The 23,736-nt window shown below is 57.2% G+C and carries 24 protein-coding genes; 9 read left to right on the top strand and 15 right to left on the bottom strand.

Annotated elements, in window-relative coordinates; translation table 11 throughout:
* Positions 1-17: 17 nt before the first annotated feature.
* The gene (locus D8U18_RS23995; protein WP_056857055.1) at positions 18-254 is read right to left on the bottom strand and encodes a hypothetical protein; all 237 of its coding nucleotides are present in this window, start codon (positions 252-254) and stop codon (positions 18-20) included.
* Positions 255-485: 231 nt separating this feature from the next.
* Positions 486-1,502 carry a UDP-glucose 4-epimerase GalE gene (galE, locus tag D8U18_RS23990; RefSeq protein WP_130907234.1) on the bottom strand — a complete coding sequence of 339 codons (1,017 nt, stop codon included), beginning with the start codon at positions 1,500-1,502 and terminating at the stop codon, positions 486-488.
* Between the two features lie 389 nt (positions 1,503-1,891).
* Between galE and galU the strand changes: the two genes are divergently transcribed.
* Both galU and D8U18_RS23980 read left to right on the top strand, forming a co-directional pair.
* On the top strand, positions 1,892-2,725 hold the full coding sequence (gene galU / locus D8U18_RS23985) for a UTP--glucose-1-phosphate uridylyltransferase GalU (protein ID WP_056857053.1): 834 nt from the start codon (positions 1,892-1,894) through the stop codon (positions 2,723-2,725).
* Positions 2,726-2,791: 66 nt separating this feature from the next.
* A complete protein-coding gene (locus D8U18_RS23980) occupies positions 2,792-3,208 on the top strand; it encodes a hypothetical protein (RefSeq protein ID WP_056857052.1) in 417 nt (138 codons plus the stop codon).
* A 113-nt stretch (positions 3,209-3,321) separates the two neighbouring features.
* Here the strand turns inward: D8U18_RS23980 and D8U18_RS23970 are convergent, their stop codons facing one another.
* From D8U18_RS23970 to D8U18_RS23935, 8 genes are read right to left on the bottom strand one after another with little or no spacing between them, the layout of a single operon-like run.
* Positions 3,322-4,449: a GDSL-type esterase/lipase family protein gene (locus D8U18_RS23970; RefSeq protein ID WP_131108655.1), complete on the bottom strand. Its 1,128-nt coding sequence runs from the start codon at positions 4,447-4,449 to the stop codon at positions 3,322-3,324.
* Between the two features lie 24 nt (positions 4,450-4,473).
* Entirely contained in the window at positions 4,474-5,514 is a 1,041-nt protein-coding gene (locus tag D8U18_RS23965) for an acyltransferase (RefSeq protein ID WP_056857050.1), read from the bottom strand.
* 10 nt (positions 5,515-5,524) lie between these two features.
* A complete protein-coding gene (locus D8U18_RS23960) occupies positions 5,525-6,628 on the bottom strand; it encodes a hypothetical protein (protein WP_056857049.1) in 1,104 nt (367 codons plus the stop codon).
* Positions 6,619-7,851 (bottom strand): polysaccharide biosynthesis C-terminal domain-containing protein, encoded by a 1,233-nt coding sequence (locus tag D8U18_RS23955; protein WP_131108653.1) that lies wholly within the window; start codon positions 7,849-7,851, stop codon positions 6,619-6,621. Before D8U18_RS23955 ends, D8U18_RS23960 begins: the two co-directional genes overlap by 10 nt.
* Positions 7,848-8,960: a polysaccharide pyruvyl transferase family protein gene (locus D8U18_RS23950; protein WP_131108651.1), complete on the bottom strand. Its 1,113-nt coding sequence runs from the start codon at positions 8,958-8,960 to the stop codon at positions 7,848-7,850. Before D8U18_RS23950 ends, D8U18_RS23955 begins: the two co-directional genes overlap by 4 nt.
* A gap of 15 nt (positions 8,961-8,975) precedes the next feature.
* Positions 8,976-10,058 (bottom strand): glycosyltransferase, encoded by a 1,083-nt coding sequence (locus D8U18_RS23945; protein ID WP_056857046.1) that lies wholly within the window; start codon positions 10,056-10,058, stop codon positions 8,976-8,978.
* Between the two features lie 40 nt (positions 10,059-10,098).
* On the bottom strand, positions 10,099-12,327 hold the full coding sequence (locus D8U18_RS23940) for a polysaccharide biosynthesis tyrosine autokinase (protein WP_131108649.1): 2,229 nt from the start codon (positions 12,325-12,327) through the stop codon (positions 10,099-10,101).
* Positions 12,328-12,366: 39 nt separating this feature from the next.
* Positions 12,367-12,807: a low molecular weight protein-tyrosine-phosphatase gene (locus D8U18_RS23935; RefSeq protein ID WP_056857102.1), complete on the bottom strand. Its 441-nt coding sequence runs from the start codon at positions 12,805-12,807 to the stop codon at positions 12,367-12,369.
* 292 nt (positions 12,808-13,099) lie between these two features.
* Between D8U18_RS23935 and D8U18_RS23930 the strand changes: the two genes are divergently transcribed.
* Positions 13,100-14,062 (top strand): glycosyl hydrolase family 5, encoded by a 963-nt coding sequence (locus D8U18_RS23930; RefSeq protein ID WP_131108647.1) that lies wholly within the window; start codon positions 13,100-13,102, stop codon positions 14,060-14,062.
* Positions 14,063-14,270: 208 nt separating this feature from the next.
* Positions 14,271-15,197, top strand: a complete 927-nt coding sequence (gene tal / locus D8U18_RS23925) for a transaldolase (protein WP_056857043.1) — start codon at positions 14,271-14,273, stop codon at positions 15,195-15,197.
* Between the two features lie 239 nt (positions 15,198-15,436).
* Here tal and rssC read toward each other — a convergent pair whose 3' ends face one another.
* From rssC to D8U18_RS23910, 3 genes are all read right to left on the bottom strand, one after another.
* Positions 15,437-15,919 (bottom strand): anti-sigma factor antagonist RssC, encoded by a 483-nt coding sequence (gene rssC, locus D8U18_RS23920; protein WP_131108645.1) that lies wholly within the window; start codon positions 15,917-15,919, stop codon positions 15,437-15,439.
* Positions 15,916-17,100 carry a two-component system response regulator RssB gene (gene rssB, locus D8U18_RS23915; RefSeq protein ID WP_056857041.1) on the bottom strand — a complete coding sequence of 395 codons (1,185 nt, stop codon included), beginning with the start codon at positions 17,098-17,100 and terminating at the stop codon, positions 15,916-15,918. Before rssB ends, rssC begins: the two co-directional genes overlap by 4 nt.
* Positions 17,101-17,429: 329 nt before the next feature.
* On the bottom strand, positions 17,430-18,119 hold the full coding sequence (locus D8U18_RS23910) for a VacJ family lipoprotein (RefSeq protein ID WP_056857040.1): 690 nt from the start codon (positions 18,117-18,119) through the stop codon (positions 17,430-17,432).
* Between the two features lie 197 nt (positions 18,120-18,316).
* Between D8U18_RS23910 and D8U18_RS23905 the strand changes: the two genes are divergently transcribed.
* Together D8U18_RS23905 and D8U18_RS23900 are read left to right on the top strand one after the other, a co-directional pair.
* The gene (locus D8U18_RS23905; protein WP_131108643.1) at positions 18,317-18,937 is read left to right on the top strand and encodes an HAD family phosphatase; all 621 of its coding nucleotides are present in this window, start codon (positions 18,317-18,319) and stop codon (positions 18,935-18,937) included.
* A 118-nt stretch (positions 18,938-19,055) separates the two neighbouring features.
* Positions 19,056-19,319: a DUF4404 family protein gene (locus D8U18_RS23900; protein ID WP_056857038.1), complete on the top strand. Its 264-nt coding sequence runs from the start codon at positions 19,056-19,058 to the stop codon at positions 19,317-19,319.
* Between the two features lie 170 nt (positions 19,320-19,489).
* On the opposite strand, the gene queF is transcribed toward D8U18_RS23900, so the two are convergent.
* Positions 19,490-20,320, bottom strand: a complete 831-nt coding sequence (queF, locus tag D8U18_RS23895; protein ID WP_131108641.1) for an NADPH-dependent 7-cyano-7-deazaguanine reductase QueF — start codon at positions 20,318-20,320, stop codon at positions 19,490-19,492.
* 61 nt (positions 20,321-20,381) lie between these two features.
* Positions 20,382-20,930, bottom strand: coding sequence for a cupredoxin family protein (locus D8U18_RS23890; RefSeq protein ID WP_131108638.1), 549 nt, complete (start codon positions 20,928-20,930; stop codon positions 20,382-20,384).
* A gap of 152 nt (positions 20,931-21,082) precedes the next feature.
* On the opposite strand from D8U18_RS23890, the gene D8U18_RS23885 reads away from it, so the two are divergent.
* From D8U18_RS23885 to D8U18_RS23875, 3 genes are all read left to right on the top strand, one after another.
* Positions 21,083-21,763, top strand: coding sequence for a heavy metal response regulator transcription factor (locus D8U18_RS23885; protein WP_056857035.1), 681 nt, complete (start codon positions 21,083-21,085; stop codon positions 21,761-21,763).
* Positions 21,763-23,112, top strand: coding sequence for a heavy metal sensor histidine kinase (locus D8U18_RS23880; protein WP_131108636.1), 1,350 nt, complete (start codon positions 21,763-21,765; stop codon positions 23,110-23,112). Before D8U18_RS23885 ends, D8U18_RS23880 begins: the two co-directional genes overlap by 1 nt.
* Before the next feature lie 132 nt (positions 23,113-23,244).
* Positions 23,245-23,688, top strand: coding sequence for a hypothetical protein (locus D8U18_RS23875; RefSeq protein ID WP_130903724.1), 444 nt, complete (start codon positions 23,245-23,247; stop codon positions 23,686-23,688).
* Positions 23,689-23,736 lie beyond the last annotated feature (48 nt).

The raw sequence follows: 23,736 nt of genomic DNA, 5'->3' as shown, positions 1-23,736 counted from the left end.
CACTAACAAAACTTCTGTTAGTTGTGCGTGCCGGTGGTACCTGTGGTACCGGTCGTACCGGTGGTACCGCCGTTGGCACTGCCACCGCTGTTTGACGCCGCTATTGCACTGGCAACCATTGCAGTACTAGCTGCAGGGGCTTGAGAAGCCGCTACACTGCCAACTACATTGGTCACCGCAGTCAGCGGTGCTTCAGCTGCGGCAGCCCAGTTGCTCAACATCGTCAACAGGGCAACTGCCATCACTTTTCTCATATCAACTCCTTTCTAACATTCAACCCGATTAACACCGGGCGTTCCGTTAGAGGTGGTAGAGTTCAAGTCGCAAAAAGTGCGAACAAGATCCGTCATTCATTCACAGTCACTCCTGACTGATAAACGTCAAACGGCAGGTTTATATCTACGGATATGCAAAAGGCATTTCCAGTGTATTTTCCCGACGTTATCTAACAACCTGACTGGAAATAACATTGAGCCAAAACGACATCATCCGAGATAACCCTTGGGATGATTCGATTGCCAGCGCCAGGTGTCGGTCATCATTTGCTGCAAGTTGCGTGTTGCCTTCCAGCCCAACTCTTTCGCGGCCTTGGACGGATCAGCCCAGCTCTGGGCAACATCGCCCGAACGACGCGGCATCACGCGATACGGCACCGACTGCCCACTCGCTTGCTCGAAAGCCCGCAGCACTTGCATCACGCTGTAGCCATCGCCCGTACCGAGGTTCCAGGTATGAATGCCGGTACGCCCGGCGATGGACTGCAATGCCTTGAGATGCCCGTCCGCAAGGTCCACGACGTGGATGTAGTCACGCACGCCAGTGCCGTCGATCGTCGGGTAATCGTCACCGAAGATCGACAGCTCTTGCAGACTGCCGACCGCGACCTGGCTGATGTAAGGCACCAGGTTATTGGGAATGCCATTTGGGTCTTCACCCATCTGCCCGCTGTCATGCGCGCCGATTGGATTGAAATAGCGCAACAGCGCGATGCTCCAGCGCGGCTCCGCCAGGCTCAGGTCGCGCAGCACGTTCTCGACGATCAGCTTCGATTGGCCGTAGGGATTGGTCGGATTGCCCGTGGGGAAATCCTCGCGAATCGGCATCTGATCCGGCGCGCCATAGACTGTGGCCGATGAACTGAACACCAGGCGGAACACCCCCGCAGCAGCCATCGCCTGACACAGCGTAATGCTGCCGCTGACGTTGGTCTCATAGTACTCAAGCGGCTTGCGCACGCTCTCGCCCACCGCCTTGAGCCCGGCAAAGTGTAGCACTGCATCAATGGCATGCTCTTGAAAAATCCGATCCAGCAAAGCCCTGTCGCACACATCGCCGCGAATCATCAGCGCACTTTTGCCGCAAATGGCTTCAACCGCATGCAGCGCCGCATCACTGCTATTGCAAAGATTATCCAGCACTACAACTTCATAGCCTGCTTCAAGCAGCGCGAGTGTGGTGTGCGAGCCGATATATCCGGCTCCACCCGTTACCAGAATTTTCATAGTGCGGTCCATAGAGAGGAAAGTACTCAATAGCGTGTCAAGCCCTGTGCATTGAAGATGTGTCGTGAACCACACAAACAGGGCGACAACAACCTAAAACAAATTTAGTTCAACGACTGGCAATAAATATTTTTGCAGGTCAAACTGTATTGCCCGGTACTTATTAGCACTCCAACGCCTTCCTCACTATCAACAGATACCGACTAAAAATAACTAACAAGTATCTATCCGACATCTCATAACATTGGCACATTCTGCCACTACCACTAATTGCCATTAACAACCTGACTCGGGTATTAAAGTACACCTTCAATACTCATTGAAACTTGCAATCACTCGTTATTGCGCGCACTCGTTGACGATGTGCCGTGACTGTCCAGGATACTTTTATGATTCGTAAATGTTTGTTCCCCGCTGCCGGCTATGGCACGCGTTTCTTGCCGGCAACCAAAGCCATGCCCAAGGAAATGCTGCCGATCGTCAACAAGCCGTTGATCGAGTACGCCGTTGAAGAAGCCCGGGACGCCGGCCTGCAGCACATGGCAATCGTCACCGGGCGGGGCAAGCGTGCACTGGAAGACCACTTCGACATCAGCTATGAACTGGAGCACCAGATTCGTGGCACCGAGAAAGAGAAGTTCCTCGCTGGCACCCGCGAACTCATCGACACCTGCACCTTCTCCTATACCCGTCAGGTCGAAATGAAAGGCCTGGGCCACGCGATTCTCAGCGGCCGCCCATTGATCGGCGATGAGCCCTTCGCGGTGGTGCTGGCCGATGACCTGTGCCTGAACCTGCAAGGTGACGGCGTGCTCACGCAGATGATCCAGCTCTACAAAAAATTCCGCTGCTCAATCGTGGCCATTCAGGAAGTGCCGCGCGACCAGACTCACAAGTACGGCGTAATTGCTGGCGAGCTGATCTCCGAAGGCATCTACCGGGTCAACAACATGGTGGAAAAACCCAGCCCGCAAGACGCCCCGTCCAATCTGGCGATCATCGGCCGCTACATTCTGACGCCGGATATCTTCGACCTCATCGCCGACACCCAACCCGGCAAAGGTGGCGAGATCCAGATCACCGACGCATTGATGAAGCAGGCCCAGAACGGCTGCGTGCTGGCCTACAAGTTCAAAGGCATGCGCTTCGATTGCGGCGGCGCGGAGGGCTATCTCGAAGCGACCAATTTTTGCTACGACAACGTGTACCTCAAGGGTCTCTGACCTGGCCCAAGCCGATCCAACGCTCCACACCAACCACACGCCCACTCTTCATTCAGGCAAGCCATCATGAACAACGCAAAACACTCGGCAGACAATGAACTGGAGGTGGGCAACCTCGGCGTGATGACCTGGTTGTCGCGCCATCAGCCATTACCCAGCGCCAATGAGCCCTGGTTGGGCAGCACGCTGCTGGTGGAACGGATCGGCATGTTTCCCTCGTCCGGAGACATTCGCCGGCCGATACGCAACCCCTATCCCCTCCTCGCCCACTTGAAAAAGCTGTATGGCGAACAGGCTCTGGAAGTCGACGACCGCGATGGCTTGAAAGTGATTTTCAGCGACTGGCGGTTCCGGGTGCGCATTTGCTGCAACGAACCGGCCATCATCATCAATGTGGAAACCCGCTGCGCCACGCAATTGATGCCGCTCAAAACGGCAGAACTGCTGAGTCATTTGCAGCACTTCGAAACAGCTCTCCTGTAGGAGCGAGCCTGCTCGCGATGGTCGTCAACGATAACGCGCGCATCCTGAAGGACTACGGTGTTATTGAGTTTTTCGCGAGCAGGCTCGCTCCTGCAGTTCTGTGGCAACAGCAGTCAAAGCGACGCGTCGCAACGGTCCTGCCCGCCCACCATCCAGCGATAGAAGTAATCGGCAATCACCCGCCCACCCGTGGCCGGAACCGGATGAATCTTGTCCGGGCCGATCATGGCGGCGGCATAGCGTTTGACGTCGGGTCCGAACGCGCACTGCAAATCGAGATAACCCAGATGCTCCGCCTGCGCCCAGGGCTGCAACACCTGCGCATACGCCGACATCGGGTAAGCACTGGAGCGTGTGGTGTCCTGACGCAGGATCAGATTGATGCTCGCCTTCGGCTGGATCTGGCGCACCATCCCCACCAGCCCTTGAACGTTCTTCAGATACTGCTCGGGTTTGACGCCGAAGCCTTGATCGTTGCCACCGAGCATGATCAGGTAAATGTCCGCAGGAATGCTCGACACCGCCGCCTTCCACTGCGTCTGCCAGTGGCTATCGCTGTGGTAGAAGTCCCCGGATGCGGCGCCGGAGGCGGCCAGCTTGGAAACCCGCACGCCGCCCTGATCGTTGTTCATCCACAGACCGAACAGGGTTGGCGTGCCCTTCACCACTTCCAGCCGGAACGCCCAGTCCGGCGCCGGCGATACGCCGGGCAGCGGCACCTCCTGAACCCCTGAGCCGGCAAGTGTCAAGGGCTGCCAGTCTTGCGACGGGGTCCAGCGGTAGCGGATCTCATTGGGCTCGCCGTTGCCCAGGTAAAGCAATTTCGCCTGAGTCACGGCGGTGCTGATGGCCGGCGTCGGGCTGGCATCGATCTGCAGCCATGCGCCGGGGCGGCCCATTACCGTGCGGCTGTCGGGACTGGCTTGGCCGAGGCCGGACACTTGCCAATCCCCGCCGAAGTACTTTTCGCTGCTGCGGGTGTATTTGAAATGCGTGCCACCCAGCGCCGCGCCGTGGTTGAAGCCGACATAGCCGGGGCCGGCAAAACCAACCTCCCCGGCCACGCGCTGCACCAGTTTGTTCAGATAAAAATCCTGTCCGGCGCTGTAGCTGTCGCCGATCACCGAGATCGACAGAACCTGGCCAGCCTTGCCTTCACGCCACTGAGCAAACCGCTCGCGCGCGTCGCCAACCTCAATCACCGAAGCAGCAACGGGCTGAATGTCATCAACTGCCAACATGCATTGCTTCCTTCCCTCGGACAATCATTGGGTCTGCGCCACCGGAGCGATGCTCGCCGCAGGCTTTTTTGTCGCAGCACGCTCACCCAGAAACAGCACGGAGGTGAAGTTGAATCGACTGAAAATCATCGAAAGCACCACCGGTCCCAGCAAACCACAAGTCACGCCGCCGAACACCAGCAGACTCTCATCCTTCACACCCAACCGCCCCAGGACAAACCGCGATGTAGCCGCAAACAAAACATGGAACAGGAAGATCGCATAGGAATAGCCGCCCAGCCAGGTCAGTGCCTTCGAACGCAGGTCACTCGCCAGCAGCGCCATGCAGGACACGCACCCCACCGTCAAACCGATCAGGCTGCGGCGGTCGACGATCAACTCCCGGTCGACCGCCGCCACGTACAGCAGCGTTAGCGTGATCATCACGAACACCAGCGGGCCAATCACCTTGAACCGCTGCTTCAACGCGCTGACATTTTCCTGGCCGATCATCCCCGCCACAAAAAACGGTAGCAGATAGATCGCGCCGTTGATGCCGAACGCGTCGAGCGTGAATGGCGGCAGCAAAAACACCACCGCCGCAAAGGCGAACAGCAGATTCAAGCGCGTTGCGGTGCGCAACAGCCCACGCCACTCCAGCAGGCCGACAAACATGAAAATGATGAACACCGCCTGCAGGAACCAGAAGTGGTTGATCGGTACCCAGAACGACAACAACGCGTCGATCACGCCGACATCCTTGTTCACGCCCGGGCCAACCGCCTGCAACACCGAGAACGGTATGCCTACGCAAAACAGCGGCACGATCAGCCGTCGAACCTTGCCGCTGAAGAATGCGGAAAAGTCATTGCCGCGGATTTTGTAGATGGAATAGATGTAGCCCGAGATGAAGGTGAACAGCGGCATGCGCACATACACCATGGAGTCGGCGATCACCCGGAACGGCGAGCCCAGGTCGATCTTCAAGCCGCCGCCCAGCGGGCCGATGACGTGATAGAGCACCAGCAGCAGGCACGCCAGACCGCGCAGGGTTTCGATCTCCAGGGACTTTTTCTTGCTCGACATAAAACAAGCCTCAATTCAGAACGCGTGATTCAACCTGTACCGGTTTGTTTGCCCGCAACATCAATCCCAGGCCCACGAACAACACAGGCACCACCATCGAGAAGTGCCGGGCAAAGGAGCCGAAGTCCGGCTCGAACAGGCCTTGAACCAGCAGGAATGCCAGCGGAATCGCGATCAGCTCCTTAGGCTTGGTCTGGATCGGCGCACCCTTGTAATCGGTCGAGGTGATGACCTTGAACAGCAGCAACGCGGTCATGATCATCAACGCCACGAAGATCACCTGGCCCGGCCCCGACAGCAAAATCAGCTCCACGGGGAACGACAACCGAAAAAAGATGATCATCGAGTCCAGGGCCTGGGAAACGAAGTCGCTGCCGCTGAGCCACGAAACGATCAACGACTTGGAACCCTCCTCCCCCGCCGTGCGCAGTTCGTTGTTGCTGGCGCGAATCGACGACACCGGAAAGCCGAGCGCGACCTGGATTGCCATGGCGACCGCCAGGTAGAACAGAAACAGCATCAGGAAGAAGGTGAAGCGCGAGACGTATTTCTTCATCACGCAGACGCCGACCCAGGACAGTGAAAACAGAATCCAGTAAGGCCGGATCAGCACGCCGTAGATCACTGCCGAGAGGAAAAACCCGCCGCGATATTTGCGCGTCAACGAACTGAGCAGAATGCTCAACACCGCCACCGACACGATGATTTCCTTGGTCAGGTTCTCCAGGAAAAACGAACGGACAATGCCCCACAGACACAGAGTGCCGAAAATCGCCAACGGCATGCGGCGAAACACCACCACCGGAATCGCCGTGAGCAAAAAATTGCAGAACATGCCGTAGGCCCAGGCATTGGTCAGGTTGATCCCGGTGGGCCGCAACAGGAATGCCGAACACTCATAGGAAGAGCGATCCGGCGAGAACGGGTTCCAGAAATTGCAGTTGTCGGCTCGCGCGTAGGACGACCACAAGGTCATGGCATCAGGGCCGGGAGCGCGTGGGACCAACATCGGCATGGCCACCGACAGGAACAACCCGGTAAACAGAATCAGGAAGGAAATCGATGAGTCGAGCTTCTTGCCGCGGAACTCGATGCACGGCAGCTTCAGGCCCATGACAGTGCTGCCTTTTTTGCGCCGGTCATGCGGGTCAACAGCGCAATGACCCCGAGCTGCACAATGATTGCGAAAACGTTGCCCCAGGCGGCGCCGTAGATCGAATAGTGCTTGATCAGCAGGTAGCTGACCGGCACTGAAACCAGCAGGCATATGACTGCGCTCGCCAATGACACCCGACTGTTTTTCGAGGCGATCAACCCACCCCAGACGATGTCGCCGATAGCGCGCAAGGCAAAGGAAAAAATCAGCACGCCGAGGATTGCGTTGTCCGGTCGCGGAACCGCCGCGCCGACATAATCGAGCACAACATTGAAGAACAGATAAATCAGCACCGCCACCGCGGCAGACACCACCAGCGAGCGCATCACCCATTTGTTGACGAACAATTGCCTGACCGTGAACGGCTGTTGGTCCGCCTGAAACCGCTTGGCGAGCACCGGAATACCCACCACTGCCACCACCGCGTAGGACAGCGCTTGCAAGGTGTTGGCCGCCGACCAGGCGTATACGTATTTACCGAGGCTGGCGTAGGGCTCCAGATCGATGATCAGAAAGCGCTCGGCATACTGGCTGAGCGCGATCAAGCCTGTGCCAAGATAGAACGGCAGCCCGGCCTTCCACACGGTTGCGGTGGCCAGCGTGCCACTGACCCGGCCTTTGTGCACGTTCACCACAATCAGATAACCGGCGACGATCACCAACACGTTCGCCGCCACCCAAAGCCACAACACACTGGCGATGCCGGACACCCAGCCGAGCATCATCCCGCCCACCGCCAGCACCGCCCACAGACCGGTCTTGACAAAAAACAGCAACGCACCCGCCGTGGCTTTCTGCGCGGAAAACACGAAGGAATTGATTTCGAAGGACAGGTGTTCGGTGAGCAGTACCAGCGTCACACAGAGGATCAGCGCAGTCGTCGCCTCGACGGCCTGGAACAGCGAGTAAACCAGCACTGTCACCACCGACAGCAGCAACCCCACCGCCAGATACAACAGCAAAACCTTGTCGACCACCCGCCGCGACGTCCCACCCACGCTGATCAATCGATTGATCTCGGAACTGAACCCGACGCTGTAGAACTTCGAGGCGATCAACGACGCCGCGACCACCACGCCGTAAAAGCCCAGTGCCTCATAACCCAGGTAATGGGTGATGGCCAACACCAGCAAAAACTTCGCGCCTAATGCCCCTCCGCGAAGCAACAGCCGAAATATCATCGAACGATACCTTTGATGATCTCGTCCATGGCCACGGTTTTCGCTTCGATCTCGCGGCAGGTATCGGTCAGGCGTTTGCCGAAATTCGACAGTGCATTCGGTGCGTAGACCGTGTTGATGATGGTATCGACATCAATGTCGCCGCCATTGATCACCCAGTCTTCCACGCCCATGTCCTGATAGGCGCCAAAGCCTTTGCGCTCGTAGCTGATGTGGTACGCCGGGACGCCGGAAAGCAGCGATTCGATGGCGCCGTGCAGACGCACGGAAATCACCAGGTCCGGCTGGTATTTGGCCAGTGTCGCCTTCAATGGCAGCAGGTCTTCGTTAATGCCCAACTCGCGATAAAACGCGCCGTCATCGTTGCCGCGTACCGCGCTTTGCACGGCGCATACCACCTTGCTTTTGTTCTTCAGGCGCTGCAGCAGCAACTTCAGGTTGGCCACATAGGCGAGCTTCTTTTCCTTGCTCCACTCCGGCGGCTTGCGCAGCACCACGCACACCGTTGCCGGCGACGATGCGCAACGGGTGAACTTGGGTTGCGCGAGGATTTTGCTAGCCAGGGACTGGACTGCCAGGTCCGGCGCACGGTAGACATTTTCGTAAGCATCAAAGATCGCCGAGGAGCGATTGTCCCGCACGAACACCGCGTCGGCGCTGGCGTAATGCTCGACGATCCTGCGGCTCTCGCCGTGGAACGGCCCAATGCTTTGCGGCAGGTAAACCGACGGCACTTTGCTGAGGATTGCCGTTTCCAGTTGCTTGGCGTGCCCCAGTTTCAGCTTGATGTGTTCGAAGGCACTTTTGGAGCGCATGTAGCCGCCGCCAACACCGACGATCAGGTCGGTTTTTTTCAACAGATCCGCCAGGCCTGCGTAGGACTGGTTGAGGAACACCGCTTGCTTGACCCGACCCAAGCCTTTGGCCGCCATCACCGGGGCCTCAAAACGCGGGTGTGGCAAGTAGCTGAAGGACTGCGGATCGGAGGCCACCACGCTGATCGAAGTGTCTTCGCCGAAGTTTCGCTGCACCAACTCAATGGCCAAATCGACGAGCAGCCCGTCACCGGAGTTGGACGCACTGTAGCCATGCAAAATCGTTACGTTCATATGCTTGAGTTCTACTTAAAAAGAGGGAGCGCGATACAGGTCGTAGGTCTGGCGAATCATCAAGGCGGCGCTGAAACGCTCGCGCACGATGCTGCGCCCTTCGCTGCCAAGGTCGAGCAAGCGCGGTTTCTGGATTTTCTTCAGCACATCGGCCAACGCGTGGTGGTCGCCGCTGGGAAAGACGTAGCCGGACACCTCATCAGTGACGAGCTCGGGCAGCGACGTGCAATTGCTGGCGATCACCGGCAAGCCCATGGCCATGCCTTCCAGCGGCACCATGGCGAAGCCTTCCCAACGACTGGGCACAATCAGCGCATCGGCTTTCTGATACAGCACCTGCACTTCGTTCGGCGTGACCCACGGCAGGTATTCAACGGCGTCCATTGGCGGACACTCGACCGAATCCTCATTGACCGCACTGCCAACCACCGTCAGTTTCAAGTCGTTGCGCTGCACCTTGGCGAAGGCCTTGAGCAACACATCGAAGCCTTTCTGATAGTCGAGGCGGCCGACGAAGAGCAAGTGAATCGGCTCGGGGCTGCTGGTTTTCGGCGCGTCATCCTTGCGGTGAATGCCGTTGTAGATCAGCTTCATGCGTTTGCGCTCGATGCCAAACCGCGCGGCTTTGTCCAGCTCGTACTGGCTGACGCAAATGATCACGTCGGTGACTTTCTGCAACATCCGCTCGATCGATGCATAGACCTTCTGCTTGATCGGCGAGCTTTCCATCAGGAATGAAAACGCATGCGGGCAGTAGACGATTTTCGGCTTGCGCCACGGTCGCAACAGCACGCAGACACAACGGCCGATCACCCCGGAAAACGTGCTGTGCAAATGCACCACATCGGGCTTTTCCTTGAGCATCACCTGGGTCAGACGCCAAGCGAAGCGCAGCAACGACGGCACATTGCGCCCGGAGCGGGCGAAGGTGCGGATCTGCTGCGCTTGGATGCCGTGCAGTTCTTTTTCCTGATCCTGCGGGACCAGATACACCAGTTCGTAGTTCGCGACGTCATCGTCCGGCGAAGCCGAAATAGTGCGGATAACGGTCGCGACGCCACCTTTGATCGTCTCTGCCACGTGCAGTATTTTTTTCACAGTTCACCCACTTCAAACATGAAAGGACAATCGTCAAAACTCAGGACTTGTCGGACGCGTATTCGTAGCTGTAGTAGCCGTAACCGCCGTTGCCGTAATAGCTGGCCGCACGTTTCTCGACGCCGTTGAACACCGCACCTTTCAACTCGATGCCGTTCTGCGCGAAGCGGCGAATCGTCAGTTCGATTTCTTTGGCCGGGTTCACCCCGAAGCGCGTGACAATCAGGCTGATGCCCGCTTCACGACCGACAATCGCCGCATCGGTCACGGCCAACAGCGGCGGCGTATCGATGATCACCAGGTCGTAAAGCTCGCTGAGTTGCGCCAGCAGTTCGCGAAAGTTGGCGTGCATCAACAGCTCGGAAGGATTGGGCGGGACCTGGCCACGACTGATGAAATGCAGGTTGTCGACTTCGACTTTGTTGATCGCCTGCTCGATGCTGCAGCGCTTGACCAGCAGGTCCGACAAACCATTGGTGATCGGTGTGTTCAGGGTTTTGTGCAAATGACCTTTGCGCATGTCGGCATCGATCAGCACCACGCGCTGCCCGCTTTGCGCCATCACCGCTGCGAGGTTGGAGGACACGAACGTCTTGCCGACCTGCGGGCTCGGGCCGGAAATCATGATGCGGTTGTTGGTCGAATCGAGCCCGGCAAAATGCAGGCAGGTACGCAAGCTGCGAATCGACTCGATCGACAGATCCGTCGGGTTGCGCAAGGCCAGCAGGTAGGCCGGTTTGTCCACGCCGTCCCGGGTACGACCTTTTTTGCTGTCCTCTTCCTGCTGCAATGCGCTGTAGGGAATCGACGCGTAAACCGGCAGGCCGAGTTGTTCGATGGCTTCCGGCCCTTCCAGTCCTCGACTCAAGGATTTGCGCAGCAACACCAGCGCCACCCCGAAGAAGGCGCCAAGGAAGGTTGCAATCAGCACGATCAAGGGTTTGCGCGGCTTGACCGGATTGGTCATGTCGACATCCGCAGTGTCGATCAACCGCACGTTGCCCACCGCCCCTGCCCGGACAATGTCCAGTTCCTGGGATTTGTTCAGCAGTTGCGTATAAATCTGCGACGCCACTTCCACATCGCGGGTCAGGTTGAGCAATTCCTGTTGCGTGGCGGGCAGGTCCTGGGCCTTGCTCTCCAGTGCCTTCTGTTGCTGGGTCAGCTCGCCGAGCTGGGTCATCAGCGCGCGGTACGCTGGATGCTGTTTGGTGAACTTGCGGTCCAGCTCCGCCTGTTGCATTTTCAGTTCGGAGATCCGCGTGTCGAGGCTGACAACCTGTTCCAGCACCGATTGGGTTTCGAGGGAAATATTGACCGTCTTGCCACGGGTTTGATAACCGTTGAGTGCCTCGCTGGCCTTGGCCAGATCACGCTTGACCTGCGGCAATTGGCCTTGCAGGAACTCCAGGCTCTGCGCCGCTTCCGCCGAGGTGCGTTGCACGTTCTGCTGCACATACAACGAAGAGATCTTGTTGAGGATTTTCACGGCCTCGGCCGCATCGGTGCTGGCCAGGGCCAAACGGATGATTCCCGATTCCTTGCCTTGCTCGGAAATATCCAGCGCATCCTGGTAACCCTGAATGGTCACGATCCGCGGATTGCGCACTACTTCGAAACGCGTGCCGGGGTTTGCCGACAGCTGAGCGATCAAGCCTTCCACGTCGTCCTGTTTGAACGCTTGGCCAGCGACGCCATCGACCAGCAGGTTGTCGTTTTCATCGAACAACTGGAATCGTTGCTGCTCACCGGCGACCAGCGTGAGTTTCTTGCCGAGCAGTTCTTTTGGCAGATTGAGCCGGCTGATCTCCAGTCGCTCACCACCCCAGGCGTAGCTGTTGAGACCGAAACGCGGGGCCGCGACACTGAACTCGGTTTCGCCGCGATAACGTCGGGCAAGAAAACCGCCGATGACCGGGAAGGTATTGGGGGTGACATCGATATCCAGGCGCAGGTCATCGACCGTTTTGCCGATCACCGCGCGGGACTTGATGATGCCGATTTCGGTCACCGAGGGCGATTGCCCGCCGAGCATGCTGTTGAGATCGGAAAACCCGAGCATGTCGTTCTTCTTCGGCTCGACCTGCACCAGCGCGTTCGCCAGGTACACCGGTGTCGCCAAAACCGCATAGGCAACGCCGGTCACCATAAAGGCTCCGGTGAGCGCGCCGATCAACCATTTCTGATCGATCAAACTGCCAAATATACCGAGAAGATCAATGCTGTCTTGATCGTTGTCGCGGGTGCCGATTACGGACGGTAACTGCATAAGTCTGTTCTTACCATTCATTGATCTGAAGAATATTCATCAACGCGCGAGGCGTTGCGCCCATGAGCTAACAGCATCTTCAATCAATGCATGGGCATGAATAAAAGCGGCCTTGCCTTGACGATATGGATCTTGTATTTCGCGCTCGCTCTGCCATTTACCGAGCAGAAAGACTTTGCCTCTGGCGTGAGAGGCAATATTCAATACTTGTTTTACATGCTGTTTTTCCATGACCAGAATCAGGTCTGACTCATTGACGATGTCGGGCGTCAATTGCCGCGCCTTGAAGGCTTCGGCACAGTGCCCACGGTCTTCGAGAATCTGCCGGGCTGACGCTTCCATGGACTCGCCCACCCTTGCGGACAGCCCTGCGGAGGCCACTGCGATCGTTGTAGAGGCCAGCGCGTCACGCAGCAAAAGCTCTGCTGTCGGACTTCGGCATATATTGCCCACGCAGACGACCAGGATCTTTTTGAACAAGATTTTACTTTCCCGAGTAATGTCAAACGGCCAACATGTCGCGAGGGTTTTAATGAACCCCACGAATCTTCCTGCACTCAGAAATAGATTCACCTGTTAGTACCGAAGCATTAAGTACCACAGCACTTAAAAGGCACCCAACCAGAATTAGCGGACTAAAAATAACTGTGATTTTCAGCCGATAGATTTCCGACAAAAAATAACATTCACGCACTTCATACCTGCTTCATTATCGAAACATGAGTAAAGAGATATCTATTCGAAGTTGTCACTTCTCATCAGGAGAGCAGACATGAAATCAGCACATCTCAAACGACTCGGCGCGCTAAGCCTGATCGCGCTGGGTGCAACGACTCAGGTTCAAGCCAGCGAACTGTTCCCTAACCTGCCTACCAAGACCATTGGTGTGCAGGTCAAGATCCAGAGCTTTTCCGCTGCCGACGCCGCGCAGATCAAAGCGGCAGGGTTCAGCTTTGTACGCTTCGGTGTATGGAGCGACAGCCTGACTGCTGCGGCCTATCAGAAACAGGTCAGCGATGCCTTTGCGGCGGCCAGGTCCGCTGGCCTGCCGGTTTTGCTCACCGTACGCGCCATCAAGCCGTTGATGGCCGCGACAGGCAATATCAGTGAGCTGACAACGGCTGGCGAATCGTTTGCCAACACGGTGTCGAGACTGGAAACCTCCTACAGCACGCAGCTGGTGGCGATTGAAATCTGGAATGAACCCGATCTTGAGACCTATTGGCCGACACGCAATTTCGACACGACATTCGTGCCGTTCATGAGCGCCATGTGCAAGTCGCTGCAAGACAAACCGCAATCGACGCCACGGGTCGGCTTCGGCTTCGCCCGCCCACCGACTGCGGGCTCTGCCTCGACGGTAGCGCTGAACCGCATCGTCAGCGAATACCCGAAATGCCTGAATGCCATTTCCTACCACCCCTATGGCATGACGAGCACCCAGATCAGCAACGCACAGACGTTTATCCAGCAAAACTTCCATTTGCCGGGCGTCATCAGTGAATGGGGTGTTTCGGCGCTCACTTCCAATGGTGGTGCTGAAGGACAAGCCAGCAAAATCGCTACTTTCATTGCCGATGTGAAACGGCTGAATATCCCGCTGACCTCCATCTACGAATGGAGAAACACTGAATCGGGCAGCAATGACCGGGAGAAGAATTTCGGCCTGCTGACCTCCGACGGCCAACCCAAACCGGCGAAAATCACGGTCGAAACCCACCTGAACGCCGAGTAGTCACCGTGCAACCGCGACCGGTCTGTTCGCAGGTCGGTTGCTTTGAACCTGTGAGCTGTTTTGGCATCGTATTCATCGATACCTCGCCCCGTCTTTAAAACAATCGTTGTCTGGTTGTTGCCGCAGGGGCCATCGATACACGTACACACCCTTGAGTGGCTGTCAGCGCTCGGGTAATGTCATCAGACCCACAGGACAGAGCACGCCCATGACTTCCAAGCTGGAACAACTCAAACAAATGACCACCGTGGTTGCCGACACCGGCGACTTCGAAGCGATCGCTCGCGTTAAGCCGGTAGACGCCACCACCAACCCTTCCCTGCTGCTCAAGGCTGCGGCCATCCCCGCTTATGCCGAACTGCTGAACGCTTGCGTCAATGACTGCAAGGGCGATGTAGGCCTGGCCAGCGACCGATTCGGCGTCGCGGTGGGGCAAGAAATCCTCAAGGTCATTCCGGGCCGTATTTCCACCGAAGTGGATGCACGCCTGTCGTTCGACACCGATGCCGTGCTCAAGCGTGCGCACCGCCTGATCGAACTGTACGAAAAGGCCGGCATTGGCCGCGACCGCGTGCTGATCAAGATCGCCTCCACCTGGGAAGGCATCCGCGCTGCCGAGATCCTGGAAAAGGAAGGCATCCAGACCAACCTGACCCTGCTGTTCTCTTTCGCCCAGGCCGCGGCTTGTGCCGACGCCGGGGTGTTCCTGATTTCGCCGTTCGTGGGCCGCATCTACGACTGGTACAAGAAAGCCACCGGTAACGAGTTCACCGGCGCGGATGATCCGGGCGTGCAATCGGTGACGCGTATCTACAACTACTACAAGGCCAATGACTACAAAACCGTGGTCATGGGCGCCAGCTTCCGCAACCTGAGCCAGATCGAACAACTGGCCGGCTGCGATCGTCTGACCATCAGCCCGGACCTGATCGACAAGCTGGCGGCGGACACCGGCAAGCTGGAGCGCAAACTGGCGCCGGGGCACGCCGGTGAAGCACGCCTGAACCTCAACGAAGCACAGTTCCGCTGGCTGTCCAACGAAGACGCCATGGCGACCGAAAAACTGGCTGAGGGCATTCGTCAGTTTGCTCGTGACCAGGAAAAACTCGAGGCACTGCTGCAAGCCAAGCTGTGATCTGAGTTGGCGTAATGCAAAAAAGGGCGAACCCTGGTGGGTTCGCCCTTTTTTATGGTGCTGTGGCAAATGAGATGTGTGGCGAGGGAGCTTGCTCCCGCTGGGCTGCGCGCAGCCGTAAACCTTCGTTTGTTGTGTGCCTGATGCTACTCGGTTGTAGCCTTTGGGGCAGCTTCGCAGCCCAGCGGGAGCAAGCTCCCTCGCCACAGTTCAGCGGTGTTCTGAAGGTTTACAGGGAATCAGTGCCGCTCCAGCGCATTCACCAGGTCATGGAACGCTTCACGGTTGGAATCGTTCAGGCCCATGAGGATCTTGTGTGCTTCGAGCACTTTGATCCGCACCACTTCTTCAGACTGATCCTGATCTGGCAGATCATCCAGGCATTCCGGGCACGGCACAGGCTTGTCAACGATGTTGAACACCTGCTCGAAGCCCATGGATTGCAAAAGACGGGTAATGTCTTCGTGGGTGGTGACGACGGTCGGCAGCAGGCCGACCTTTTGCCGCGAAAGGATCGACAGCTTGGCCAAAAGGCCCAGGGTGGTGCTGTCGATGCTGCGGGTTTCGGTCAGGTCGATCACGATGGCGTTGAAATTCAACGCAGTGAAGATCTTCTCAATAGTCGCATCCAACGCCGAACACAGGGTCAGGCGAACTTCACCGACGAACTTCAGGACAAAAGTGCCGTCCTGCTCGGCGAACTGGATTCTACCGGTACTCATTGAAGATTCCTGCTCAACACCAACAGGGCGATATCATCCGGCATCTCCCCTAGCGTGGCCAATCCAAAAACCTGCCGCAGACCATCCAGGCTGCCGCCCGCTGCCTTGACCCGTTGGGGCAACGCAGCTTCTTTTTCTTTGAGTGTGGGTTCTGGCAAAAGGTCCAGAATGCCATCAGACATCAGCGTCAGGCTGAACGTCGGCGGCAGTTCCAGCACGTGGTCTTCGTAGGTGGCCTCGTTGAAGAGGCCAACCGGCAAACCACGCCCTTCCAGATAACGAACACTGTCGGGTGTGTACAACACTGGCAACGGCAAATGACCGCCGATGCTATAGGTCAACAAACCTGTCTCCTCGTCGATGACTCCACCGACCATTGTGACGTGTTTACCCAGCTTACAACTGATCAGCCCCCGGTTGATATGACCAAGGACTTCTGAAGGCTTGAATTCCGGCAATGTGCCGCTGCGCTTCGATTCGAACAGCAGGCGCGTGGTCATGAACTTCAGCAACACCGTAACGAAGGCTGAAGAGGCGCCATGACCGGAAACGTCGGCCAGATAGAACGCGACTCGACGCTCGTCGACCCGGAAATAGTCGACAAAATCACCCGACAGATACAGAGACGGGATGATCTGGTGGGCGAACTTGAACTCGTCAATGGTCCAGGGGCTGACCGGCAGCATGTTCATCTGTACCTGGCGACCGGCGTTCTGGTCTTCCTGGAGCAGGTTCAGGCTGGCGGCGAGTTCGCGGTTGGCCTTCTCCAGCTTCTCGCGGTAGCGCTGGTTTTCCAGCAGCAGACGCGCTCGATCCAGGGCTCGACGCACCGAGTGCTCGAGCACGGCCAGATCTTCGAGAGGCTTGATCAGGTAATCCGCCGCACCGAGGCGCAAAGCCTCGACCGCATCGTTCATCACACCGGCACCGGATACAACGATCACTGGCGTCTGCGGCGCGAGTTCGGTGACCTGGCGAATGAGTTCGAGCCCGCCCATCTGTGGCATGCGCAGATCGCAGATGACCAAGTCGGGCTTGTCTTGCTCGAATACCTGAAGACCCTGCTGGCCATTGCTGGCCTGCAAGACGCTGAAACCACTGTCTTCCAAATAGGCGGCGAGGCTCGCGCGCACTACTTCGTCATCATCGATTATCAGCAGCGTGGCACTGGTTTTTGGCATGTGGGCAAACGGCGCCAGAATTAGGTTGGCGTAGCGGCTCGGATTTTAGCCCGGCTCACACTACTGGATTCGCTTCTAGCCTCTCTGTTGCACTGTTTTCGAGCATTCGCCCTACTCGCATGTACACTAGAGGTGCCCTTCTAAGGCGCAGACGGTACTCCCATCCGCGAGGCGTTTCAAGCTCACGCCGATGGTCGCTTGACATCCATCCATGTCAAATCACCGGGAGTTATAAAAACCGCCAGAACCGAAACTCAATGTAAGGACCGCAGTCGCTCAAAAACGCAGAAGGCGGCTCGATGGCCGCCTTCTGTCTTTACCGGTAAAGATCAAAAATCGTCTTCAACCTGACCGTCTTTCACCTTGAATTCACGGTTCTGCAAGTACGCATTACGAATGAAGGTGTACTTGTCACCCGTGATCAGCTTCTCGGACGACAACAGGTTCGCGCGAGTATCGACGATGTTCAGACCGAAGATCGAGTTACGTACCGGCACATCGTTGATATAGCGGTACGGGCCGGTGTAACCGTCGACATACTTCGACGGCGCATCACGCAATGTGCTCGGCCCCAGCAGCGGCAGCATCACGTATGGACCACTGCCGACACCCCAGTAACCGAGCGTCTGGCCGAAGTCTTCGTCGTTGCGTTGCAGGCCCATCTTGGTACCGACGTCGAAGAAACCGAGCAGGCCGAAAGTGGTGTTGAAGATCAAACGAGCGGTGTCGACACCGGCCGCCGCAGGTTTGGCCTGCAAGATATCGTTGGCGAGGTTGGTCACTTCGCCGACGTTGCGGAACATGTTGTGGATGCCGTCTTCAAGGAACTGAGGCGTCACGAACTGGTACCCCTGGGCCAAAGGCTTCAGGGCATAAGTGTCGAGCACGTCGTTGAATTTGTAGATTGGACGGTTGATGCTTTCCCAAGGGTCGTCTTCCGACGCTGCCTGGGCAACGAACGGAACCAGCAACGCGCTGGCACACACACAAAGCTGAGCGAAATGGTTGCTCCAGCGCATATAAAAACTCCTTGGATTGTACCGTCGCCTAGGACTGAGCCGGGCGCAAAGACCGCTAGTATAAGATGTAAAGGCTACTTTAGGCAGCATCCCCCTTGGGTGCGCTCGGGATTCGTGTGGCTGTCATCGGTTCACATCCGTGTCATTCAACTGTCATCGCTGCCCGCTAGCCTCGAGGCTATTTCAGGGTCGTCGACATGCCGCACGCCGAAACCAAGCCTCAATCTGCGCCAAACCTGACGGCCGTGCTGTTCGGGCTCAGTGGTTGCCTGGTGGATTTCGGCGCTCATGCGCGTCTGAACGGCAGTCATTCAGTCGAGCACACCGAAGCCACTCCGGGCGCCCTCGAAAGCCTGCACAGTTTGCAGCGCCAACAAATACCGTGCGCATGGCTTGATGAGCTTTCGCCGGCCATCAGCCGATCCCTGGCGATTGCGTTGCCGGCATGGATCAAATCTTCGCAACACTCTGCAACAAACAACCCCTGGCCGGCTCCAGATGCCTGCTGGCGAGCATTGATGGCACTGAATGTCGAGAGACTGGACGGCTGCGTGCTGGTCAGTGGCGAACCGCGTCTTCTGCAATCGGGGCTGAACGCCGGATTGTGGACCATCGGGCTGGCGTCCTGCGGTTCGCTCTGCGGCTTGTCACCCGCACAATGGCAAGCCCTGTCCCAGCAGGAACGGGATATCAGGCGCGGCAAGGCGACCCTGCAACTGTTTAGCCTGGGGGTGCATTCGGTGATCGATCATCTCGGTGAACTCGACACCTGCCTGGCAGATATCAGCTTGCGCCGGCTCAAAGGCGAAAAGCCCTGATTGCGACCCTATGAAGCATGCAGGTTACGCAGGAGTGGATTAATCTTAAGGTCAGCCATAGACCTTTGGCGCATCGCTGCGGTCTATGCCAGTGCCATTTGAGAGAAGGAAGAACGCCATGCCTGCCCGCGAACTGCAAGAACAGCTCAATGCCCTGCGCGAGCAATTGGAACAGAATCCTCCGCTGTCCGAATCCGAGCGCGAAAACCTGCACGAACTGATGCAACAGATCGAACTCAAGCTCGAACTCGAGACCAAGACCCAGGACGCCAGCCTCGCCGACGGTGTCAACCTGGCCATCGATCGCTTCGAACTCGAACACCCTACCCTTGCCGGCACCTTGCGCAATATTGGCCAGGCCCTGGCCAACATGGGGATCTGACCCGCCAAACGCAAAAAGCCCCGCTAGCGATAGCGGGGCTTTTTAATGTCTGCTGCCTGAAATGCAGTCCACTGTAGCAGCGAGCCTGCTCGCGATGACGGCGTGTCAGTCGACATCAATGGTGTCTGACATACTGCTATCGCGAGCAGGCTCACTCCTACAGGGTTTCGTTACTGACGGACCAGGCGATGGTTCGGCAATTGAACCTCTTCAGTGCTGCGGTACGGGTTGATGTCCAGCCCGCCACGGCGCACATAACGCGCATACACCGTCAGCTTTTCCGGTTTCAGCAAGCGCTGCAGATCGAGGAAAATGCGCTCTACGCACTGTTCGTGGAAGTCCGAGTGCTGGCGGAAGCTGACGATGTATTCAAGCAAACTCGCGTGATCCAGCGCCGCGCCACGGTAATCCACCACCACGCTGCCCCAATCCGGCTGGCTGGTGACCGGGCAATTGGATTTGAGCAAATGGCTGTGCACGCTCTCTTCAACAGTGCGCGAGTCGTCACACCGCAGCAGTTCCGGGCGCGGATGCTCGTAGTTGCTGACGCTGATATCCAGTTCGTCGATGCACATGCCGGGCAGCGCCACGACGCCTTCGGCTTCGACATCCTTGAGGCTGCGAACGCGCACGCCAACCGGTTTGCCGGCAGCGGCCGACAGGTCTTTGACCAGCGTCGCTTCGAGGGTACCGGTGTCGGCGAACGGCGTCTGGTTCAACGAGTTGAGATAGAGCTTGAAGGATTTCGACTCGATGATGTTCGGCGAATCCGCCGGGATACTGAACTCACCGATCGCCACCACGGGTTTACCCGAGGGCAACAACCACGACAGCTCGAAACAGTTCCAGAAGTCGACGCCTTTGTAAGGCAAGGTTTCAGCCGTCAAGCCGAGTTCGGCCCACTTCGCGGTACGCGGGATCGGGAACAGCAAGGACGGCGTGTAAGTGGCGATGTATTCGCTGGATTTGCCCAGCGGCGAGTGTTCGGCTGCGGGATGCATGGCGGAAACCTGACTGAAGAATCAGCGGATTCTATCAGCCTTTGCTTGCGCCTTTGAGTGCTTACTGACTGACAGTCAATTTGCCGACCATGCCGGCCTGGTAATGACCGGGGATATTGCAGGCAAATTCGAGGTGAGTGGCCTTGTTGAAGGTCCAGGTCAGTTCGGCTGTTTTCCCCGGCTCCACCAACACACTGTTGGGATCGTCGTGTTTCATGCCGCCCTTCATGTCATGTCCCATCGAACTGTGATCCATACTGGCCATTGCACCGTGGTCCATTTCTTTCACCCCAGTAGGCGTGAACATGCCACTTTGCTGCATTTGCACCATTTCCTGCTGGTGCTTGGCATGCATCGACGCGTCACCCAGGTTGAATTCGTGCAGCAATTGGCCTTTATTCACCAGCACGAAACGCACGGTCTCGCCAGATTTGATCGCAATGTTACCGGGGGTGAACGACATGTCACCCATTACCACTTCAATGCTACGGGTCACCTTGGCGGCAGAGGCCGGCTGGCCAAAATCGTAAGGGTGCGCCGGCGCAGCCCATGCGGGCGAAGTCAGCGCCATCAAACCCGCGACTGCCGCCAGCGTTTTGCGCAAAAACATAGTCATACTCCAACCAGGTAAGGTTCAGCCTGTGCAAAACTCTAAACGGCGATCACTGCCCGCAACCTGACAGCCAGATTACAACTTTGTCAGGTGGGCCTGCGCCGTTGACGCCCACGGTATAAAGCCTTCTCAATTGACCCGAGCCACCCATGAAACTGCTGATCGTCGAAGACCAACCGAAAACCGGCCACTACCTGCGCCAAGGCCTGGCCGAAGCCGGGTTCAACACCGAACTGGTGGCCGACGGCAACACAGGCCAGCAATTGGCATTGAGCGGCGATTACGCCTTGTTGATTCTCGACGTGATGCTGCCAGGTCGCGATGGCTGGCAGATTTTGCAAGCCGTGCGCAGTGCGGGTCTTGATACACCGGTCCTGTTCCTGACCGCGCGGGATGCGGTGGAAGACCGGGTCCATGGCCTGGAACTGGGCGCCGACGACTATCTGGTGAAGCCCTTCGCTTTCTCCGAACTGTTGGCACGGGTACGCAGCCTGTTGCGCCGTGGCAGCGCATCGCCCCAGGAAACCAGCCTGCAACTGGCTGATCTGCGCCTGGACCTGATACGCCGTCGGGTAGAACGCAACGGCCAGCGCATCGATCTGACGGCCAAGGAGTTCGCCCTGCTGGAAATGCTCCTGCGTCGCCAGGGTGAAGTCCTGCCCAAATCGCTGATCGCTTCCCAGGTCTGGGACATGAATTTCGACAGTGACACCAATGTCATCGAGGTGGCGATCCGCCGATTACGCCTGAAGGTCGACGATGAATTCCCCAACAAACTCATCCACACCGTGCGCGGCATGGGTTATGTGCTCGAGGAGCGCCCTGCCTGATGCGTCGACTATCCTTGAGCAGTCGTCTGGCGTTGTTGTTCGCGGCATGCACGGCTGTGGTTTCGCTGTTCGCCGGGGTGTTGTTCAATCGTGCCAGCGAAACGCACTTCATTGAACTCGACCAGCAATTGCTGGATGGCAAGCTGATTGGCCTGCGCCGCGCGCTACACGAAATTCAATCGAGTGACAGCAAAATCAAACTGGCCGATGAGTTGAGCCGCCAGGCTGACCTGTCACTGCGCATCACCGGAAGCGATGGCAAGCGCTGGTACGACAGTTCGGCAAGCCTGCCCGACAATCTCCCGCAACAATCGGGGCTGTCGACAATCAACAACGACGGCACCGATTACCGCGTCCTGAATGCGCCACTATTTACCGACAAGCCCGACTCGCCGCAGTTGACTCTGTTGCTGGACATCACTCACCACCAGCATTTCCTGCAACGCATGCAGCACCTGATCTGGCTGACGGTGGGTCTATCGGCCCTGGCCACTGCACTACTCGGCGCCTGGGCCGCACAAAGCGGTTTGCGGCCGTTGCGGCGCATGAGTGCGGTCGCCAAGGGTGTTTCGGCACAATCGCTCAACGCACGCCTGCCCGAAGCGAACATGCCGCCGGAACTGGCGGAACTGGCCCACCACTTCAACGCCATGCTCGGGCGCCTCGACGACGCCTTTCAGCGGTTATCGGCGTTCTCCGCTGACATCGCCCATGAACTGCGCACTCCACTGTCGAACCTGTTGACTCACACTCAAGTCACCCTCACCCGCCCCCGGCCCATCGAAGATTATCGAGAAGCACTGCACAGCAACCTCGAAGAACTGCAATGGATGGCGCAACTGGTCAATGACATGTTGTATCTGGCGAAAGCCGATCATGGCCTGCTGATGCCCCAGTGCGAACCGTTGGAATTGGCCGACGAAGTCGATTTCTTGCTGGATTTTTTTGCGCCGTTGGCCGAAGACGCGCAGATCAGTTTAAGTCGCGAAGGCCGCGCCCTCATAATGGGGGATCGCAATATGCTGCGCAGGGCATTCTCCAACCTACTGGACAATGCGCTACGTTTTACACCGCCAGACGGTCAGATCCGAGTGGTTATCGTCGACTCGGCTGACAGTTCGATTCTACGTTTTGAAAACACCGGTGATCGTATTCCCGATACCCTGCTTCCACGCTTGTTCGATCGTTTCTATCGTGCGGATCCAGCGCGGCGAAAAGACGACAGTGAACACGCAGGACTGGGTCTGGCAATTACCCAGTCAATTGTCCATGCGCACGGGGGTGAAATCTCCTGCACATCCAGGCAACAATCGACTTCATTCATAATTCAGTTCAACAAGCGCGCATAGTGCCTGCGCACAGCCAACACATAGTTCATTACAAACAACTCCACTCGATAGCTCCTCATTAAATCATCCTCGCTATATAGTTTTTTCACTCCTTACCAAGAGTTCACGAATACCTATTGCGAGAATAAAACCATGGAAGAAAAAACAACCGCAACACTGGTAGCTCAGACAATGCTCGCCAGTGACTTTAACGCACAACTTGGCAACCGAGGTGCTTTCGCAGACGACAGACCTCGCATCACGATCATTGCTGGAGGCGCGTTGATACTGACCGCCGCGCAAAACAACGCCACGTCCCCGCATGCCCAGTTGTTTTATTTCGGTTTGAATCCAAACATTCGTAGTGGCACCCACACGATTCCTGGGCCAATGATAACAAGCCTGGTCTATCAAGAAAGAAAGGAAAGTCAGTGGACGTCGTTCGGTGCCATAGAGGGTTCAATGACACTGGAACTGGATCAAGTGCGTAAACGTTTTAAAGCGACATGCTCGTTTACTGTTAAAAACATCAACGAATCAATTGAGGGTGTTGCCAACATGGATGTTTATATTAGCGAGTGGCCAACAGCAATCTGATTGAGCAACACTTTCGCAGCAAGCGACGCTCCTGCCGGAGCGTCGCTT

The sequence above is a fragment of the Pseudomonas sp. Sample_10 genome (genome assembly GCF_004321495.1).
Classification (GTDB): domain Bacteria; phylum Pseudomonadota; class Gammaproteobacteria; order Pseudomonadales; family Pseudomonadaceae; genus Aquipseudomonas.
This window is presented reverse-complemented; position numbering and strand designations above follow the sequence as displayed.

What these genes read in the sequence shown, in the direction of transcription:
- D8U18_RS23995 (WP_056857055.1), bottom strand. Translation starts at nt 254, where the DNA reads ATGAGAAAAGTGATGGCAGTTGCCCTGTTGACGATGTTGAGCAACTGG.
- D8U18_RS23900 (WP_056857038.1), top strand. Translation starts at nt 19,056, where the DNA reads ATGCCTGCCCGCGAACTGCAAGAACAGCTCAATGCCCTGCGCGAGCAA.
- D8U18_RS23950 (WP_131108651.1), bottom strand. Translation starts at nt 8,960, where the DNA reads ATGAACGTAACGATTTTGCATGGCTACAGTGCGTCCAACTCCGGTGAC.
- D8U18_RS23940 (WP_131108649.1), bottom strand. Translation starts at nt 12,327, where the DNA reads ATGCAGTTACCGTCCGTAATCGGCACCCGCGACAACGATCAAGACAGC.
- D8U18_RS23875 (WP_130903724.1), top strand. Translation starts at nt 23,245, where the DNA reads ATGGAAGAAAAAACAACCGCAACACTGGTAGCTCAGACAATGCTCGCC.
- galE (WP_130907234.1), bottom strand. Translation starts at nt 1,502, where the DNA reads ATGAAAATTCTGGTAACGGGTGGAGCCGGATATATCGGCTCGCACACC.
- D8U18_RS23960 (WP_056857049.1), bottom strand. Translation starts at nt 6,628, where the DNA reads ATGGGCCTGAAGCTGCCGTGCATCGAGTTCCGCGGCAAGAAGCTCGAC.
- D8U18_RS23970 (WP_131108655.1), bottom strand. Translation starts at nt 4,449, where the DNA reads ATGTTGGCAGTTGATGACATTCAGCCCGTTGCTGCTTCGGTGATTGAG.
- rssB (WP_056857041.1), bottom strand. Translation starts at nt 17,100, where the DNA reads ATGCCAAAAACCAGTGCCACGCTGCTGATAATCGATGATGACGAAGTA.
- D8U18_RS23980 (WP_056857052.1), top strand. Translation starts at nt 2,792, where the DNA reads ATGAACAACGCAAAACACTCGGCAGACAATGAACTGGAGGTGGGCAAC.
- D8U18_RS23955 (WP_131108653.1), bottom strand. Translation starts at nt 7,851, where the DNA reads ATGATATTTCGGCTGTTGCTTCGCGGAGGGGCATTAGGCGCGAAGTTT.
- D8U18_RS23890 (WP_131108638.1), bottom strand. Translation starts at nt 20,930, where the DNA reads ATGTTTTTGCGCAAAACGCTGGCGGCAGTCGCGGGTTTGATGGCGCTG.
- D8U18_RS23930 (WP_131108647.1), top strand. Translation starts at nt 13,100, where the DNA reads ATGAAATCAGCACATCTCAAACGACTCGGCGCGCTAAGCCTGATCGCG.
- galU (WP_056857053.1), top strand. Translation starts at nt 1,892, where the DNA reads ATGATTCGTAAATGTTTGTTCCCCGCTGCCGGCTATGGCACGCGTTTC.
- rssC (WP_131108645.1), bottom strand. Translation starts at nt 15,919, where the DNA reads ATGAGTACCGGTAGAATCCAGTTCGCCGAGCAGGACGGCACTTTTGTC.
- queF (WP_131108641.1), bottom strand. Translation starts at nt 20,320, where the DNA reads ATGCATCCCGCAGCCGAACACTCGCCGCTGGGCAAATCCAGCGAATAC.
- D8U18_RS23885 (WP_056857035.1), top strand. Translation starts at nt 21,083, where the DNA reads ATGAAACTGCTGATCGTCGAAGACCAACCGAAAACCGGCCACTACCTG.
- D8U18_RS23910 (WP_056857040.1), bottom strand. Translation starts at nt 18,119, where the DNA reads ATGCGCTGGAGCAACCATTTCGCTCAGCTTTGTGTGTGTGCCAGCGCG.
- tal (WP_056857043.1), top strand. Translation starts at nt 14,271, where the DNA reads ATGACTTCCAAGCTGGAACAACTCAAACAAATGACCACCGTGGTTGCC.
- D8U18_RS23965 (WP_056857050.1), bottom strand. Translation starts at nt 5,514, where the DNA reads ATGTCGAGCAAGAAAAAGTCCCTGGAGATCGAAACCCTGCGCGGTCTG.
- D8U18_RS23905 (WP_131108643.1), top strand. Translation starts at nt 18,317, where the DNA reads ATGCCGCACGCCGAAACCAAGCCTCAATCTGCGCCAAACCTGACGGCC.
- D8U18_RS23880 (WP_131108636.1), top strand. Translation starts at nt 21,763, where the DNA reads ATGCGTCGACTATCCTTGAGCAGTCGTCTGGCGTTGTTGTTCGCGGCA.